Origin of the sequence: Blautia sp. MSJ-36 (assembly GCF_018917985.1) — a bacterium.
GTDB lineage: Bacteria > Bacillota > Clostridia > Lachnospirales > Lachnospiraceae > Blautia_A.
The window spans coordinates 36,671-53,302 of record NZ_JAHLPQ010000010.1 but is presented as its reverse complement, the minus strand read 5'-3'; the positions used below and the strand labels follow the sequence as shown (position 1 = coordinate 53,302).

The 16,632-nt window shown below is 45.4% G+C and carries 18 protein-coding genes; 16 read left to right on the top strand and 2 right to left on the bottom strand.

Features of this window, described 5'->3' with window-relative positions:
- Nucleotides 1–17: 17 nt before the first annotated feature.
- Complete coding sequence (locus tag KQI39_RS09180) at nucleotides 18–1,142, bottom strand: serine hydrolase (RefSeq protein ID WP_216417958.1); 1,125 nt, start codon at nucleotides 1,140–1,142, stop codon at nucleotides 18–20.
- A gap of 15 nt (nucleotides 1,143–1,157) precedes the next feature.
- A complete protein-coding gene (locus tag KQI39_RS09175) occupies nucleotides 1,158–2,183 on the bottom strand; it encodes an N-acetylmuramoyl-L-alanine amidase family protein (RefSeq protein ID WP_253293132.1) in 1,026 nt (341 codons plus the stop codon).
- 177 nt (nucleotides 2,184–2,360) lie between these two features.
- Between KQI39_RS09175 and KQI39_RS09170 the strand changes: the two genes are divergently transcribed.
- From KQI39_RS09170 to KQI39_RS09095, 16 genes are all read left to right on the top strand, one after another.
- Nucleotides 2,361–2,681, top strand: a complete 321-nt coding sequence (locus tag KQI39_RS09170) for a PadR family transcriptional regulator (protein ID WP_118061753.1) — start codon at nucleotides 2,361–2,363, stop codon at nucleotides 2,679–2,681.
- The gene (locus tag KQI39_RS09165; protein ID WP_216417956.1) at nucleotides 2,678–3,370 is read left to right on the top strand and encodes a DUF1700 domain-containing protein; all 693 of its coding nucleotides are present in this window, start codon (nucleotides 2,678–2,680) and stop codon (nucleotides 3,368–3,370) included. The genes KQI39_RS09170 and KQI39_RS09165 overlap by 4 nt, the downstream gene beginning before the upstream one ends.
- Nucleotides 3,363–4,373, top strand: a complete 1,011-nt coding sequence (locus KQI39_RS09160; RefSeq protein ID WP_216417954.1) for a DUF4097 family beta strand repeat-containing protein — start codon at nucleotides 3,363–3,365, stop codon at nucleotides 4,371–4,373. Before KQI39_RS09165 ends, KQI39_RS09160 begins: the two co-directional genes overlap by 8 nt.
- A 393-nt stretch (nucleotides 4,374–4,766) precedes the next feature.
- Nucleotides 4,767–5,312, top strand: a complete 546-nt coding sequence (locus KQI39_RS09155) for a CHASE domain-containing protein (protein WP_216417952.1) — start codon at nucleotides 4,767–4,769, stop codon at nucleotides 5,310–5,312.
- A gap of 32 nt (nucleotides 5,313–5,344) precedes the next feature.
- Entirely contained in the window at nucleotides 5,345–5,812 is a 468-nt protein-coding gene (locus tag KQI39_RS09150) for a response regulator (RefSeq protein WP_216417950.1), read from the top strand.
- Nucleotides 5,813–5,983: 171 nt separating this feature from the next.
- Nucleotides 5,984–6,916 carry a cysteine synthase A gene (cysK, locus tag KQI39_RS09145; protein ID WP_216417948.1) on the top strand — a complete coding sequence of 311 codons (933 nt, stop codon included), beginning with the start codon at nucleotides 5,984–5,986 and terminating at the stop codon, nucleotides 6,914–6,916.
- 227 nt (nucleotides 6,917–7,143) lie between these two features.
- On the top strand, nucleotides 7,144–7,578 hold the full coding sequence (locus KQI39_RS09140; protein ID WP_118609101.1) for an RrF2 family transcriptional regulator: 435 nt from the start codon (nucleotides 7,144–7,146) through the stop codon (nucleotides 7,576–7,578).
- Nucleotides 7,579–7,748: 170 nt separating this feature from the next.
- A complete protein-coding gene (locus tag KQI39_RS09135) occupies nucleotides 7,749–8,612 on the top strand; it encodes a substrate-binding domain-containing protein (protein ID WP_216417946.1) in 864 nt (287 codons plus the stop codon).
- A gap of 123 nt (nucleotides 8,613–8,735) precedes the next feature.
- On the top strand, nucleotides 8,736–9,593 hold the full coding sequence (pstC, locus tag KQI39_RS09130) for a phosphate ABC transporter permease subunit PstC (RefSeq protein WP_118061759.1): 858 nt from the start codon (nucleotides 8,736–8,738) through the stop codon (nucleotides 9,591–9,593).
- Nucleotides 9,594–9,630: 37 nt separating this feature from the next.
- Nucleotides 9,631–10,497, top strand: coding sequence for a phosphate ABC transporter permease PstA (gene pstA / locus KQI39_RS09125; protein WP_253293135.1), 867 nt, complete (start codon nucleotides 9,631–9,633; stop codon nucleotides 10,495–10,497).
- A gap of 10 nt (nucleotides 10,498–10,507) precedes the next feature.
- Entirely contained in the window at nucleotides 10,508–11,266 is a 759-nt protein-coding gene (pstB, locus tag KQI39_RS09120; RefSeq protein ID WP_173762204.1) for a phosphate ABC transporter ATP-binding protein PstB, read from the top strand.
- 4 nt (nucleotides 11,267–11,270) lie between these two features.
- A complete protein-coding gene (gene phoU, locus KQI39_RS09115) occupies nucleotides 11,271–11,954 on the top strand; it encodes a phosphate signaling complex protein PhoU (protein ID WP_216417941.1) in 684 nt (227 codons plus the stop codon).
- A gap of 5 nt (nucleotides 11,955–11,959) precedes the next feature.
- Nucleotides 11,960–13,645 (top strand): sensor histidine kinase, encoded by a 1,686-nt coding sequence (locus tag KQI39_RS09110; protein WP_330654019.1) that lies wholly within the window; start codon nucleotides 11,960–11,962, stop codon nucleotides 13,643–13,645.
- Nucleotides 13,646–13,830: 185 nt separating this feature from the next.
- Nucleotides 13,831–15,159: a hemolysin family protein gene (locus KQI39_RS09105; RefSeq protein WP_253293131.1), complete on the top strand. Its 1,329-nt coding sequence runs from the start codon at nucleotides 13,831–13,833 to the stop codon at nucleotides 15,157–15,159.
- Between the two features lie 155 nt (nucleotides 15,160–15,314).
- Nucleotides 15,315–15,875 carry a TetR/AcrR family transcriptional regulator C-terminal domain-containing protein gene (locus tag KQI39_RS09100; protein WP_216417939.1) on the top strand — a complete coding sequence of 187 codons (561 nt, stop codon included), beginning with the start codon at nucleotides 15,315–15,317 and terminating at the stop codon, nucleotides 15,873–15,875.
- Between the two features lie 177 nt (nucleotides 15,876–16,052).
- Nucleotides 16,053–16,607 (top strand): HdeD family acid-resistance protein, encoded by a 555-nt coding sequence (locus KQI39_RS09095; RefSeq protein WP_216417937.1) that lies wholly within the window; start codon nucleotides 16,053–16,055, stop codon nucleotides 16,605–16,607.
- The last annotated feature ends 25 nt before the right edge of the window (nucleotides 16,608–16,632 follow it).

Genomic DNA, 16,632 nt, shown 5'->3' with positions numbered 1-16,632 from the left:
CCTTTTTTGTCTGTGCTTTATTCGTTGTAATAACCGTAAATGGAACGGCTGATCTGAGCAATGCTATTCTGGGCAGCGGCAGTATCATTAAGATCCTGGGACATAAAGCAGACAACCAGATCAATGCCTTTGGCTGTATCGTAGATGATACCTGCATCATTTTCTACGGTGTCAAGTTCGCCGGTTTTGTTGGCAACTTTTACGCCCTCCGGCATCTGTGCCGGGATTTTGTTTGTTCTTGTCTGCATCTTCAGAAGATGATACATATATTCCGCACCTGCAAGCGTGTCATCGGTGGAAGTACCTTTATCAATCTGATAAATGGTTTTCAGGAATTTTCCACAGTCTTTTACGGAGGTGTAATTATCTCCATTGGAGTTGTCTGCAAGAAGGAGACGTCCCATGGAAGTACTGGTATATCCATGATCCTGGCAGAATTTGTTGACGCGGGCCATTCCGGCAGCGTCATCACCACCGCCAAGATAATTGACAAGGGTATTGGCAGCATCATTGTCGCTGACTGTAATCATGGAATTCAGATTGTCATCCAGTTTATCTTTTCCGTAGGTGGCGGAAAGACTGTCATAATCTTCGTATACAGTGCCCATGATATAGAGCTTGATCAGGCTGGCAGCCTGCATCTGCTGGTCATTGATGGAACCTTCGGTATTTTTGGCAAGGTTACATACGTATACAGACCAGGTACCGTTGCCGGAAGGAAGAAGGGACTGTACCTGATTCAGAAGATTGTCCATGCTGGAATCAGAATTATCTGTAAAAGTGCTGCTTCCACTGGAAGGAGAAAGAGTTCCCTCTTCCTGAGAAGAAGAGCTGTCCTGACTGTCAGAGGATGCGGACGGACCTGCAACTTCTCCGGAATTCTGAGAATCAGACTGTACGCCTGCGGCAGCAGCGGCGCTGGCAACAGTAGGGTCATCCGGGTAGAGGGCATCCAGCTGGTCTGCCTTGGTGCTTAATTCTGCAGCAGAATCCGAAACTTCCTGTACACTTTTCTGCAGTTCATTGACCTTGGACTGAAGGGATGCAAGTTTGTCCAGGGATCGGACATTCAGTGCGCCAAGTCCTGCCAGAGCAACGGCAAGGACTGCAATCACAATATATAAGAAAACATTTTTTTTCATAAAAGTTACTCCTTTTTACTGAAAATAAGCATCAATTCCATTGGCGATTCCTTCTGCCATTGTCTGCTGGAAGGAAGAATCTGCCATCTTCAGATCATCGTTCTGATTGGTCATAAATCCCATTTCCACAATGGTAACCGGTATGGTACTCCAGTTGATACCTGTCATGGTATCTGTGTAGATAATTCCACGGTTCTGAAAACCGGTAGCTGCACAGTAGGAATCAACAATGCACTGGGAAAGCCGGTTGGAACTGTCATAGAGACTGGAAACATAAGGATTCTGCTGGGACGGGCACATGGTAAGAGCTCCGGAAACAGAAGAAGAATCATCACCGTTTGCATGAATACGTACGCAGATTTCCGCACCCTGGGAAGCAACCAGCTCTGCACGTTCCTTATTGCTGATGGCAGTGTCATTATCAGTTCTTGTCATTACTACCTGGTATCCACGCTGTTCCAGAATATTTTTCAGAAGAAGGGATACATCCAGGTTCAGCTGATATTCCGGAAGGCCGCTGTAGGAACCTCTGGTTCCGGTAGAAGCTTTTGCCTTCATGGTGGAGGAACCGGGACCATTTGGTTCGGTGGCACTCATATCAACGTTTTCACCCTGATGTCCAGGATCAATTCCTACGATGTGACCATTTGCAGCAGAAGCAGTGGTATCGCTGCCTCCGTCAGAGAATCCCTCACCACCGGCTTCACTGAAAACAGAAGGTTTGGAACTTTTCTGGCTGTTTTCGGATTCCGGTGCGCGTTCGTGTTCGCCGGTGTTGTTCTTTACTGCCTGTTCAGTCTGGGAGCGTTGCTGCAGATATTTGTCGGCTGCCTGTTTCTTTTCGATCTTGGCTGTATAAAGGTCAATATCTTCTTTCATGGCTTTCTGCTTCGTTTTGACCGGTTCGATGACGGAAGTCATTTTCTGGTCTGCGGCATCAATTTTCTGATAGGTTTTGTAACTTAAGCCAAAAAGCAGTCCAATACAGATAAGACCCGTCAGAAACAGGACGATCGCCATCAGATGGGGCTTTTTTTCCATAAGATCATGTCCTTTCTGGGGAAATAGTTTGTATTTGTAAAACATTATAAAGAAGGACTTCGGAAAAAGCAATTGCGAAATTCGCCTTGACAAAAGAGAAAAGTATGATACTATATATGTAAAATAATTATATATAAAAACTTTATATATAGAATAATTACATAAAGGGGTGAGCGTATGTATTACTATCCGGTGTCAGCTGTGCTGACGGAATGCCTGATCCTCTCTGTTGTGGAACAGCAGGATTCCTACGGATATGAGATCAGCCAGACTGTGAAGATGGTAGCATCGATTAAGGAATCAACTTTGTATCCTATTTTGAGGAAGCTGGAGACAGGCGGATATCTGACAACTTATTCCGAGGAATTCCAGGGAAGGAAGCGCAAGTATTATTCCATCACAGAGGAAGGACGCAGTCATCTGGAATATCTGAGGAAAGAGTGGAGAGAATACCGCGATACCATAGATGATATTGTGGAAGGGAGACTTCGAAAATGACGAGGAAAGAGTATATGGAGCAGCTCAGGAAATATCTGAAGCGGCTTCCGAAAGAAGATTATGAGAATGCCATTGAGTATTTTTCGGAATACTTCGATGAGGCAGGCCCGGAGAATGAGCAGCAGGTAATGGAGGAACTTGGCGAGCCGAAGGAAGCAGCCAGGGAACTGCTTCTGAATCTTCTGCAGGAGAGTGTTGGTGAGGGGAAAGACAGTACCGGAGAAAAAGAGACGGAACTGCCGGCAGAAGGTTCCGGCAACCGACGGAGTGCAGCAGGACAAAATACAGCTGCTTCAACCAGTGATTCTACAAAGAAGAAACGTTCTCCGGGTAAGATCATCCTCCTTGCAATTCTTGTCCTCTGTGCGTCACCGGTAAGTCTGGCACTTATGTTCAGTGCGCTGGCAGTATTGTTTGCCGTAGTAGTTGTGATCGCAGCCGTGATTTTTTCCCTGGGTGTTACCTGCGCTGCAACTGTAGCAGGCGGTATCATGCTCGCAGGTTTCGGTGCGACTCTGATCTTTAAATCTGTGGCAGCAGCCTGCATGATGGTTGGCGGCGGATTTCTCATGGCTGGATCCGGAATTCTGATCGGCGTGCTTACCGTATATATCTGTAAATGGTGCGCAACAGGAATCGGACGTCTGGTAAACCGATTTGTAAGAAAGAAGGTGCAAAGAAATGAATAAGATCGCAAAAACAGCATTGATGACAGGCACAGCGCTCTGTGTGGTGGGAGTCGTTCTTTCTACAGCAGGATATTTTGCCGGGGGAAAAGATTTCACATATGCTTCAGATCATGTGTATGTATCCGGAGGAAATTCTTCTGCTCATAAAAACCTTGCAGTTATGAAAAAAGAACAGATCGATGATTTTACAAAACTGAATGTAGATTTTGAGGATCTTGACCTGGATATCCGGACTTCGGATGATGACCATTATTATATGGAATATAAACTTGAGAAAAACGGAAAGAAAGATCCCCTGACCTGGGAGGATAAAGACGGAGAACTTACACTTAAGGAGTCCGAAGGAGGAACGGGAGGTTATTTTATAACATATGATCTGGGAGTCTTTCGGACACATATAGAGCAGACCCGGAAAGAAGATGCGGTAAATACAGTGATTCTCTATGTGCCGGAGAAAGCGCAGCTTCTGGAAGCTGAGATTCAGCTTTCGGACGGAGATTTTACTGCCGATCAGCTTTTATGTGAAAAAATGACAGCGCAACTTTCCGATGGAGATCTGATGCTGGACAAAGGCGTGTTTGAAAAATTTGAGGCAAAGCTTGGCGACGGAGATCTGGATGTAAAAGAGCTGCAATGCACGGATAACATGCAGCTGAAATCTGAAAACGGGGATGTGAGCATAAAAAAAGCAGATCTTACAGACGGCCAGATTTCTCTTGATGATGGTGAGCTTCAGATGGGCAACAGCAGTTTTAACGGAGATATGGAAATCACTAACTCCAACGGAGATGTTTCCATACAAATGAAAAATGGCAGCGTGGATAAAACCAACATTTATCTGAAAACCACAGACGGGGATGTGGATACTAAAGATCTTTCCCGGGGAAAATCCAGCAATGAGGAAGACCTCTCGGTTTATGAGAACAAAGTGGGCGCTTCCGCACCGACTTTAAATGTGAACAGCAGTGACGGAGATATTACATTAACCGAATCCGCCAGATAATAAAAGAATAATCCAGTAAAAAGAAATCTTCTGAACAGCAGCGGACAAAAACACTGCTGTTTGGGAGATTCTTTTTGTTGTAAATAAAATAGCAGGATGGTAAAATATACATTTGACATAACGTTACACTGAGCAGGAGAAGGTTAAAAAAATCAAATGATAAAAAAAGATAATACTTCAAAACAGATCAGGATTTACTGTCTGGTCGTAGGGATCATTTCCTTCTTTATAGTATCCGTCTGTGGACAGCTGCTCAACAGGAATACTGTAAATGAAGAGAAAATGCGAGCTGCTTTTACAGCGGAAACAACCGTGAACCGGATAAAATCACAGCTTAACCGATATCTTGATGTTTCAGAATTCTTTCAGAATATAATTGGACCCTGACATCAGATGGACAGCAAAGAATTTCAGGCTCTGTCGCAGATGATCTCCGATGATTCTCAAATTATAAAAGCTATTGAACAGGCACCGGACGGAGTAGTTAAGGATATTTATCCTCTGAAAGGAAATGAGGCAGCTTTTGGAATTGATATGCTGAATAATCCGGCCCGTAAATATGAAGCGAATCTGGCAATGAAAAGCGGTGAGTATACCATAGCCGGTTCCTATGAGCTGAATCAGGGAGGCTTTGGCTCACTGTTGTTTGAACCGATTTATACTACAGATAAATCCGGAAAAAAATCCTTCTGGGGATTCTCAATTCTGGTACTTGACTGGAACAGATTTATAGAAGAACTGGAACTGGATAAACTTACCGATGCTTCTTATTGTTACCAGATGTGGAAAAAAGACGGAAATTCCGGAAAGAAAACGATCATTGCCCAGGGTGGAGATGCGATTCACAAAGGGGCTGTACAGATCAGCTGTAAGGTTCCAAATGACACCTGGTATTTTGAGATTATTCCACATACCGGATGGGAGGAACCATCGAAGTAGAAAGTGAAGAGGGAAAAGGCACCCGCTTTATTATGAAATTTTCTTTTCCTGTCAGTTCAGAAAATCAGGTTCGGGAAAAAGAGAAACAGAATATTCCGGATATTACAGAGAAGCTGAAAGGAAAACGGATTCTTCTTGCGGAGGATAATGACCTGAATGCGGAAATTGCGGAGACTGTTCTGGTCGAAGCAGGAATAGAAGTGAAACGGGTGGAAGATGGCCTTCAGTGTATTGAAGAACTGAAAAAAATGCCGGAGAAATATTATGACGTGATCCTGATGGATGTCCAGATGCCAAATATGGATGGTTACACGGCAACACAGAGGATCCGGGATTTGGACGATTCGAGAGCTGAGATCCCGATCATTGCCATGACTGCCAATGCCTATGATGAAGACAGACGAAAGGCACAGGAAGCAGGGATGGATGGCTTTCTGGCGAAGCCGCTGGACGTGGATGAGATGATGCGTCTGCTTGGGAAAATTACAAAAACAGAATAAATGAAACAGTACGAAACGCAGGATTTTTCTGGAGAAAAATTCCTGCGTTTTTTTATCTGAAATGTATTGACAAATCCCTGTACTATGATATAATTCAATCAAATCACAGAAAACATATATAGTTACTAGGAAATAGGGAAATAGAGATAGGGAATTAAGGAGGATATCACCATGGGTAAAATTTACGGAAGCGCACTGGAACTGATCGGAAACACACCGCTTGTAGAGGTTAAGAACGTAGAGAAGTCTGAGGGACTTGAGGCTACCATTCTTGCCAAGCTCGAGTATTTTAACCCGGCAGGAAGCGTTAAGGACAGAATCGGTAAGGCAATGATCGAGGATGCAGAGCAGAAAGGCGTTCTGAAACCAGGCGCAACCATCATCGAGCCAACATCCGGTAACACAGGAATCGGACTTGCAGCTATCGCAGCTGCCAAGGGATATAAGACAATCCTCACCATGCCGGAAACCATGAGTGTTGAGAGAAGAAACATCCTGAAAGCATACGGCGCAGAGGTAGTTCTGACAGATGGAGCTAAAGGAATGAAAGGTGCCATTGCCAAGGCAGAAGAACTTGCCAAAGAGATCCCGGGAAGCTTTATCCCAGGACAGTTTGAGAACCCGGCCAACCCGAAGGCACATGCAGCAACTACAGGTCCGGAGATCTGGAACGATACAGACGGAAAGGTAGATATCTTCGTAGCTGGTGTTGGTACAGGCGGAACAATCACAGGTACAGGTGAGTATCTGAAGAGCCAGAATCCGAACGTGAAAGTAGTAGCTGTTGAGCCTGCAACATCTCCTGTACTTTCCGAGGGAAAAGCAGGCCCGCATAAGATTCAGGGTATCGGCGCAGGATTTGTTCCGGACACACTTGACACCAAGGTTTATGACGAGATTATCCCGGTAGAGAACGAGGATGCATTTGAGACATCCAAACTCCTCACCAAGAAAGAGGGAATCCTTACAGGAATTTCTTCCGGTGCTGCTCTTTATGCGGCAATCCAGCTTGCAAAACGCCCGGAGAACAAGGGTAAAGTGATCGTAGCACTTCTTCCGGACAGCGGAGACCGTTACTACTCCACACCACTGTTTACAAAATAATTGATCCGAAGACCGCTTCTTTTGCCCCGAAGCGTACTTCTGCGGAATTATTTACGGCGCTCCTGAATGCCTGTCCAAGCAGGCTGCCGGAGCGCCGGTTTTGTTCTTAATTCCATTGTATCCCGTAGTTTTTTCGGGTATAATAAAGAAAACGAATAAAACCTATTAAGAATATACAGAATAAAGTTTACAAAGATAAGAATTGAAGTATTGGAGGTAAATATTACATGAGGATTTCTACAAGAGGAAGATATGCGGTGAGACTGATGCTGGATCTTGCCACAAACTATACAGGCAAGCCTATCCGTCTGAAGGACGTAGCCAAACGCCAGGAGATCTCCGACAAATATCTGGAGCAGATCATTTCCATCCTGAACAAAGCTGGTTTTGTTCGCAGCGTCCGCGGCCCTCAGGGCGGCTATGCACTGCAGCAGACACCGGATAAATACACCATCGGCATGATTCTCCGCCTCACAGAAGGAAGTCTTTCCCCTGTGGAATGTCTGGACGACAACGGGGCCATCTGCGAACGGGAGGAAAACTGTGTTACACAGATCCTCTGGAAAAAACTGGACGATGCTATCAAAGGTGTGGTAGACAATATAACGCTGGAAGACCTGATGAACTGGCAGGCCGTGAAGGCGGATGAATACGTGATATAAAAAAAGCTGCGCGAGCAGCTTTTTTTATTACATATATCCGCTTCTTTTTATTTCTTTACCAATATTTTACAAAACCGCGATTTTATATTTTACCTTCCGTTCCTATAATAACACCTGTACTTAAGCAGTAAGCAAACAAAAATGATCATAGAAACGAGGAGAAAAAAATCATGAAAAAAAGAATCGCAGGTATCTTAACAGCAGCACTGATCGGAACAACAGTAATGGGAACCGTTGCAATGGCAGCACCGTCCGGAGCAATCGATGTAATTTCCCGTGAGGATGGTTCCGGAACACGAGGAGCATTCGTAGAGCTGTTCGGAATTGAAGAAGAAAAAGACGGCGAGAAAGTAGATATGACAACACAGGAAGCAAGCATCACAAACAACACAGATGTAATGCTTACCACAGTAGCAGGCGATGAGAACTCCATCGGATATGTATCTCTTGGTTCCCTCAATGACACAGTAAAAGCAGTAAAGATCGACGGAGCAGAGGCAACTGCAGAGAACGTTGCAGACGATACATACAAGGTAGCACGTCCGTTCAACATCGTAACTGGCGACAAGCTCAGCGATGCAGCACAGGATTTCATCAACTACATCATGAGCTCTGACGGACAGGACATCATCGAAAAAGAAGGTTATATCAAAGCTGATGACAAGGCAGAAGCATACAAAGCCGGCGATGCAAAAGGTAAAGTAGTAGTTATGGGATCTTCTTCTGTAGGCCCTGTAATGGAGAAACTTGCAGAAGCATATCAGAAAACAAACAAAGACATCACCGTTGAGGTTCAGGTCAGCGACTCCACAACAGGAATCAACAGCGCAACAGAGGGTGTATGTGATATCGGAATGGCATCCCGTGATCTGAAAGACGAAGAGACAGCAAAAGGCGTCAAGGCTACAGAGATCGCAAGAGATGGTATCGCAGTGATCGTAAACAACGACAATGACCTTGAGGAGCTCTCAAGCGATCAGGTAAAATCCATCTTCACAGGTGATATCACAGACTGGGAAGACGTGACCAAATAAATTCCCGGGCAAAAAACGATTGAAGTATCTTACAGAGAGCGGCGATCATGACAAGGTCAGGAAAGCCGCTCCGTTATATATCAGCACAGTGGATATCCACTGGAACAGAGAGAAAGGTGTCTTATGAATCATTTAGGAGAAAAGGCCATGAAGGTCGTTTTCCTCATTGCAGCCTGTGCATCAGTTCTTGCAGTATTTCTTATCTGCGTGTTCCTTTTTGCAAACGGTCTTCCTGCAATGGGAAAGATCGGTCCCTTAAAATTCCTCTTCGGAACGGAATGGAGACCAACAAACGATAAATTCGGAATCCTGCCAATGATCGTGGCAAGTATTTATGTAACAGCAGGAGCAATCCTTATCGGAGTGCCGATCGCACTTTTTACATCCGTATTTATGGCAAGATATTGCCCGAAAAAAATCTACAAACCACTGAAATCCGGTATTGAACTGATGGCAGGTGTTCCATCTATCGTATATGGTTATTTTGGCCTGGTTCTCCTGGTACCACTGATCCGCCAGCTGTTCGGAGGAACCGGAAGCAGTATGCTGGCAGCATGTATCCTTCTGGGAATCATGATCCTTCCAACCATCATCGGAGTTACAGAGTCCGCAGTACGAAGCGTTCCGGAAAGCTATTATGAAGGCTCTCTGGCACTTGGTGCAACAAAAGAAAGAAGTATTTTCTTTGTTATGCTTCCCGCGGCAAAATCCGGAATCCTGGCAGGCGTTGTCCTTGGAATCGGACGTGCCATCGGTGAGACCATGGCGGTAATCATGGTAGCCGGAAACCAGCCACGTATGCCAAAAGGACTTCTCCAGGGTGTCCGTACCATGACTGCAAACATCGTAACAGAGATGGGATATGCATCAGGCCTTCACAGAGAAGCACTGATCGCTACAGGAGTTGTGCTCTTTGTATTTATTCTCATCATCAACTTAAGTCTTTCACTGCTGAACAGGAGGGCGGAACATGCAAACTAACGTATCTGTAGCCGCAGATCCTGCGGCAGAAACTATTATGAAGAAAAGAAATACAATTTCCCTGGGAGACCAGCTGAAATCCTACACCAGACATCCTGGCGCAGGAATCCTGGCATTTCTCACATTACTTGGCGCAGTACTTACCTTTGCACTGCTGTTTTTCCTGATCGGCTATGTGCTGGTAAAAGGTATCCCTTACCTGAACGCAAGCTTGTTCAGTTTTACCTATACCTCAGAGAACCTTTCCCTTCTCCCGTCCCTGATCAATACCCTGATCATGACACTGGTATCTCTGGCTATTGCGGCACCGATTGGAATTTTTGCAGCAATCTTCCTTGTAGAATATGCAAAAAAAGGCAGCCGTTTTGTAAAACTGATCCGTATCACCGCAGAAACACTTTCCGGTATTCCATCTATCGTATATGGTCTGTTCGGTATGCTGTTCTTTGTAACCGCATTACACTGGGGCATGTCCCTTCTTTCCGGTGCGCTGACTATGGTAATTATGGTACTTCCACTGATCATGCGTACTTCTGAGGAAGCGCTGAAAGCAGTTCCGGATTCTTACCGTGAAGCAAGTTTCGGACTTGGAGCAGGAAAACTCCGTACGATCTTTACCATTGTACTTCCTTCCGCAGTTCCCGGGATCCTGGCAGGTGTGATCCTTGCCATCGGACGTGTGGTAGGTGAGACAGCAGCACTTCTTTATACTTCCGGTACCGTTGCGGCAGTTCCAAACAGCCTGATGGGTTCCGGACGTACCCTGGCACTTCACATGTATGTGCTTTCCAGCGAGGGACTTCATGTAAACCAGGCATCTGCAACAGCCGTAGTCATTCTGGCTTTTGTACTTGTTATCAATGGCCTGTCCGGTCTGGTAGCCAGAAAAATAGCGAAAGGATAATGAACTGATCATGAGTGAAAAAACAAAAATTCTGATAGATAATATGAATCTTCATTACGGAAACTTTCATGCACTGAAAGGCATCAATATGGAGATCCCGGAAAAAGAGATCACAGCTTTTATCGGGCCCAGCGGTTGTGGTAAATCCACACTTCTGAAATCCCTCAACCGTATGAACGATCTTGTAGAGGGATGTACCATCACAGGAAAAGTAGAGCTTGACGGCGAAGACATCTACGGAAACATGGATGTGAACCTTCTCCGCAAACGTGTAGGTATGGTATTCCAGAAGCCCAATCCGTTCCCGATGAGCATTTATGATAATATCGCATACGGACCAAGAACCCATGGCATCCGTTCCAAAGCGAAACTGGATGACATTGTGGAAAAATCTCTCCGCGACGCAGCTATCTGGGATGAGGTGAAGGACCGTCTGAAAAAAAGTGCTCTTGGTATGTCCGGCGGACAGCAGCAGCGTCTCTGTATTGCCCGCGCCCTTGCCGTACAGCCGGAAGTACTTCTGATGGATGAGCCCACATCTGCTCTGGACCCGATCTCCACATCCAAGATTGAGGATCTGGCAGTAGAGCTGAAAAAAGACTATACGATCGTCATGGTCACACATAATATGCAGCAGGCAACCCGTATTTCCGACAAAACAGCATTCTTCCTTCTGGGTGAGGTTGTGGAATTTGCGGATACCGACAAGCTGTTCTCCATGCCGGCGGACAAGCGTACCGAGGATTATATTACAGGAAGGTTTGGTTGATATTATGTCAGAACGTTTTGTAAGACAGCTGGAAGAGCTTCACGTGGAACTGATCACCATGGGAAGTCTCTGCGAAAAAGCAATTTCACTTTCTGCCAAAGCTATTCAGGGTGAAGGCGGGATGACTCTCATTGGCAAGATCTTTGAGACGGAAAAAGAGATCGATGCACAGGAAAGAGAGATCGAAAATCTCTGCATGAAGCTTCTTCTTCATGAGCATCCGGTAGCCGGAGACCTGAGATCCATTTCCGCAGCACTGAAGATGATCTCCGATATGGAACGTATCGGTGATCAGGCAGCAGATATTGCGGATCTGTCCAAACATATCGAGGACAAAGCAGTTACCGGAAACAGCATCAACATCCGGAAGATGGCTGAGGATACAGTCCGCATGGTGACAGAAAGCATTGATGCTTTTGTAAAGGGTGATCTGGAACTCTGCAGACAGGTGATTGATGATGATGACAAGGTAGATAATGCGTTTAATGAGATTAAAGAAAAACTGGTTGAAATCTTAAGCAGCGGAAGCCCGGATGCAAGATTAGGGCTTGACATTCTCATGGCTGCGAAGTATTTTGAACGTATCGGCGATCACGCAGTAAACATTGCGGAATGGGTAGAATACTCCATTACCGGAGTCCACAGAAGCAGTGCCAGTCACACGGACAATTATCTTACCGGAGAATGATTATTTTGAGTAAAAAAATATTTAAGTATATTATGCTGGTCTCATCCATGGTTACCGTGCTGGGACTGGCATTTGTCATTGGAATCCTTTCTCATTCCTTCCAGCATCAGCTGATGAATGAGCTGAAAAAAGAAGCGGTTTATATTTCCAGAGGAGTAGAAGCGGCAGGGACAGATTATCTGGAACAGCTGAATAACATAGATTCCAGAGTCACCTATGTGGATGAAAGTGGAAAAGTCCTCTATGATAATGAAGCTGATGTGGAAAGTATGGGAAATCATGGCCACAGAAAAGAAATCCGTGAGGCAGAGCTTAACGGAGAGGGGGAAGATGAGAGAATGTCTTCTACACTTTCCGAAAAGACCATATATTATGCGATACGTCTGGACAATGGAAATGTCCTTCGTGTTTCCGGCACTCAGGACTCGGCGCTTGCACTTGTCTGGCAGCTGGTACCATCCCTTTTGGGCGTGCTGTTTCTGATCCTTGTTCTTTCTGCGGTATTTGCCTCCAGACTTTCCGGCAGGGTGGTGGAACCTCTCAACAACCTGGATCTGGAACATCCGGAGGAGATCAATGTGTATGAAGAGGTGGAACCTCTTATCAGCAAAATCTACCGCCAGAACCGTCAGATCCGTCTGCAGCTTGAGGCAGCCAGAAGGCAGCAGAAAGAGTTTTCCATTATTACGGAGAACATGCAGGAAGGTCTTCTTGTGATCGACCGTTACACCATGGTGCTTTCCGTTAACTCCAGTGTGGGAAGGCTCCTTAAGGTAAAAGAAGTCAAAACGGGAGAAAGCGTATATCTTCTGAACCGCTCGGAGGAGTTTCGAGGTGTCGTTGGGCAGGTCCTTGAAGGAAAGCATGAGAACAAGATCCTTCGTCTGGACGGCAGTGATATCCAGGTGATCGCCAACCCTGTCACAAGAGAAAACAAGACAGAAGGTGCGGTAATTCTTCTGGTGGACGTAACTGAAAAAGTAGAACGGGAACAGCTGCGCAGAGAATTTTCCGCCAATGTTTCCCACGAGCTGAAAACACCGCTGACTTCTATTTCCGGCTTTGCAGAGATCATGCAGGACGGATTTGTGAAGGATGAAGATGTGAAAGTTTTTGCAGGGCGTATCTATAAAGAGGCGCAGAGACTGATCCGTCTGGTTGGAGATGTGATCCGGATCTCCCGTCTGGATGAAGGCGGCCTTCCCTATCAGTGGGAAGAACTGGATCTTTACAGTATGGTTCACGATATTTTTTCCACCTTACATGAAGCTGCCGGGAAGCAGGAAGTGCATATGTATATGGAAGGTGGAAGTACCGTGTTGGAAACCGTGCCGACGATTATGGAAGAAGTTCTCTACAATGTCTGTGATAATGCTATCAAATATAACCATCAGGGTGGAGAAGTTTTTGTACGGCTGAAGGATGAAGGAGACGTAGTTCGTGTAAATGTGCGGGATACGGGAATCGGTATTCCGAAAGAAGATCAGGAACGCATCTTTGAGCGTTTTTACCGGGTGGATAAAAGTCACTCCAAGGAAATCGGAGGAACCGGTCTTGGCCTTTCTATTGTAAAACACGGGGTAAAAACTCTGAACGGCAGGCTGTGGCTTAAGAGTGAGCCGGGACAGGGAACCGAGATCATTATGGAATTTCCGAAACATCATATGGAAAATAAAGAGGCAGCAGAGTAAAAATGCTGCTTCTTTTTGTATCAGGCTGGAGAACCGGCTTCCCAGTTTGACAGACCGGATGGCTTATGCTATCTTAAGTAGTAATAATTCGAAATACAAGACGGGAAAGCGGATTAGTAGTCCGCTTTCTGTATTATAACCGGTTCGGAATACTTCCGGACGACTATACTGAGGGGAATAAAAAGATGATACAGGCAATTATTTTACTGGTGTTCCTGATCTTTCTGAACTCTGTATTTGCAGGCGCGGAGATTGCGGTTCTGTCCATGAATGAACCGAAGATGAAAGAGATGGCAGAAGAGGGAGATCACCGGGCGCAGATTTTGATAAAGCTCACAGAACAGCCGGCACATTTTATGACGGCGATCCGTATAACGGTAACTACGGCAGGATTTCTGCAGAGCGCTTTTGCGGCGGAATATTTTGCACAGCCCATGACTGCGGCGCTGATAAAGGCAGGGATAGATGTACCACAAAATGTTCTGAAGATCGTATGCATGATCATCGTGACCATACTGCTTTCCTATGTAAGTCTCCTGTTTGGGGAACTGGTGCCAAGACGTCTGGGAATGAAAAATCCGGATGAGCTGTCTCTGCGTCTGGCAGGACTTCTTAAGATCGCGATGATCGCAGTCTGGCCGGCTACCGCACTTCTGACAGTAACTGCCAATGGTGTGCTGTATCTGATGGGGATCAAACCGGAAGAAAAAGAGGAGCAGGCCACAGAGGAAGAGATCCGTATGTTGCTTACAGAGGGAAATGAACAAGGCAGCATCCAGCAGGAAGAAAGCGAGATGATCCAGAATGTTTTTGACCTGGATGATACTGCAGCAGATGAGATCTGTACACATAGAAGAGATGTGGTTGTCCTCTATATGGAAGATTCCGATGAGGAATGGGAAAGGATCATCAGGGAAAACCGTCACACCTTTTATCCGGTATGTGGGGAAGACCAGGATGATATTATCCATATTCTGGACACCAGAGATTATTTTCGACTGGATGACAGATCCAGAGAAGCAGTTTTACAGCATGCCTGTTATCCGCCGTTTTTCGTACCGGAGTCCATGCGTGCCAACCTGATCTTCCGGGAAATGAGGGAGAAACGGGATTATTTTGCAGTGGTGCTGGATGAATACGGCTGTTTCGTGGGAATCGTTACTCTGCACGATCTGGTGGAGACACTGGTGGGAGATATTGACGACAGGACGGATCTGCCGAAGCCGGATGATATTGAGAAGACAGGAGAACATATCTGGAAAATACAGGGAGGAGCGATCCTGGATGATGTGGCAGAGGCCATAAATGAGGAGCTTCCTGTAGAAAAATATGATACCTTCAGCGGGTTTGTCTGCGGAGTCCTGGAACGTGTACCGGAGGACGGAGAACAGTTCCGGTGCAGCTGGAAAAACCTGGACATTGTGGTAGATCAGGTCAGAAACCATACCGTTGTGGAGGGAATCGTTCACGTTCAGCCAGAGAAAAAAGTGCAGGAACAGAAAGAAGAGATTTGACAAAACCTTGTTCAGCCAGGTCATGGGACAGTTATCGGGAGAAAGATCTTTGGGGATTTATGGACATTTTCGAACATGTTGTTGCTTGAAAGTATGTTATTTTTATGACATAATAAGGAAATAACCCGAGGAAAGCTTGTGATGGGGGAGAGGAAATGCCAGGTTTTACAAGACAGATCATACTGCATACACTGACGGAACTTATGAACGAAAAGCCATTGTCCAAGATTACAGTAAAGGACATCGTGGAACGCTGTGGAGTAAACAGGAATACATTTTACTATCATTTCAGGGATATTCCGGATGCAGTGGAAGCAATGGTAAGGGAAGAGCTGAATGACATTCTGAAGGATCAGAAAGCGCCGGAATCAGTCAGTGACTGCATGGAAATCCTTGTCAATGCAGTTCAGAAGAACAAAAAAGCCATGATACATCTGTACCGCTCGATCCAGAGGGATGTATTTGCCGATTATCTGGACCATGCCGCAGAGCGTGTGGTGGAGGAGTTGATCAACAGGGCGGTTGGAGACTTTGAGATGGATCAGGAAGATAAGCATCTTGTAAGCCGGTATTATAAATGTGTATTTGTGGGAGTGATCCTGGACTGGCTGCGTCATGATATGGATTATGATATCCTATCAGATATGCATAAGCTGGAGCATATTTATGAGAAAAGCCTTGAGAATCAATACAGAACGCTGAAAGAAAAGTTTTGATCTTAATAATAATGCTGTGGATCAGGAATTCTCTGAGACATGGAGATATAGAAACGGTTAATTTTGAGCTGGTGTCTGAAATTTAGGCACCGGCTCTTTTTTGTCTGTTTTTTTAAACGACACGGTGATATATAATTCAGTACAATAAATGAGAAAAAATTATCAAGGAGGGAACGTATGGATGACCTGAAACAGCTAAAGCTTGTAAAAAACATCTACATCATCATGTCATTACTGTTCTGCGTGCTGGGTATTTTTCTGATGGTAAGGCCCAAAAGCTCTGTAAAAATGCTGTGCGTGCTCATGGGAATCATGCTGATCCTGTACGGAGCTATTAAGATCAGCGGCTATTTCACGAGAGATGCTTTCTGTCTGGCATTTCAGTTCGATCTGGCTTTCGGGATCCTGCTGATGGCAGTGGGAGTGATCATGATAGCCAAAAAAAATTTCGCAGTGGATCTTATTTTTTCCGTGTTCGGAATCCTGATCCTGGCAGATGCCCTGTTTAAGATCCAGATGTCTGTAGATGCGAAGAGATTCGGTCTGGCACTGTGGTGGCAGATCCTGCTGATCGCACTGGTCACCGGAGTGATCGGAGTTCTGGTTTTTATCAGACCATTTGAAGCAGCAGCCACGATGATGGCGTTGGTAGGCTTTTCCATTTTACTGGAAGGAATCCTCAACCTATGGGTCGGAATCCTGACGATCAAGATCATCAAGAGTCGACTTTAAACATAAACATAAAAATAACTGATCA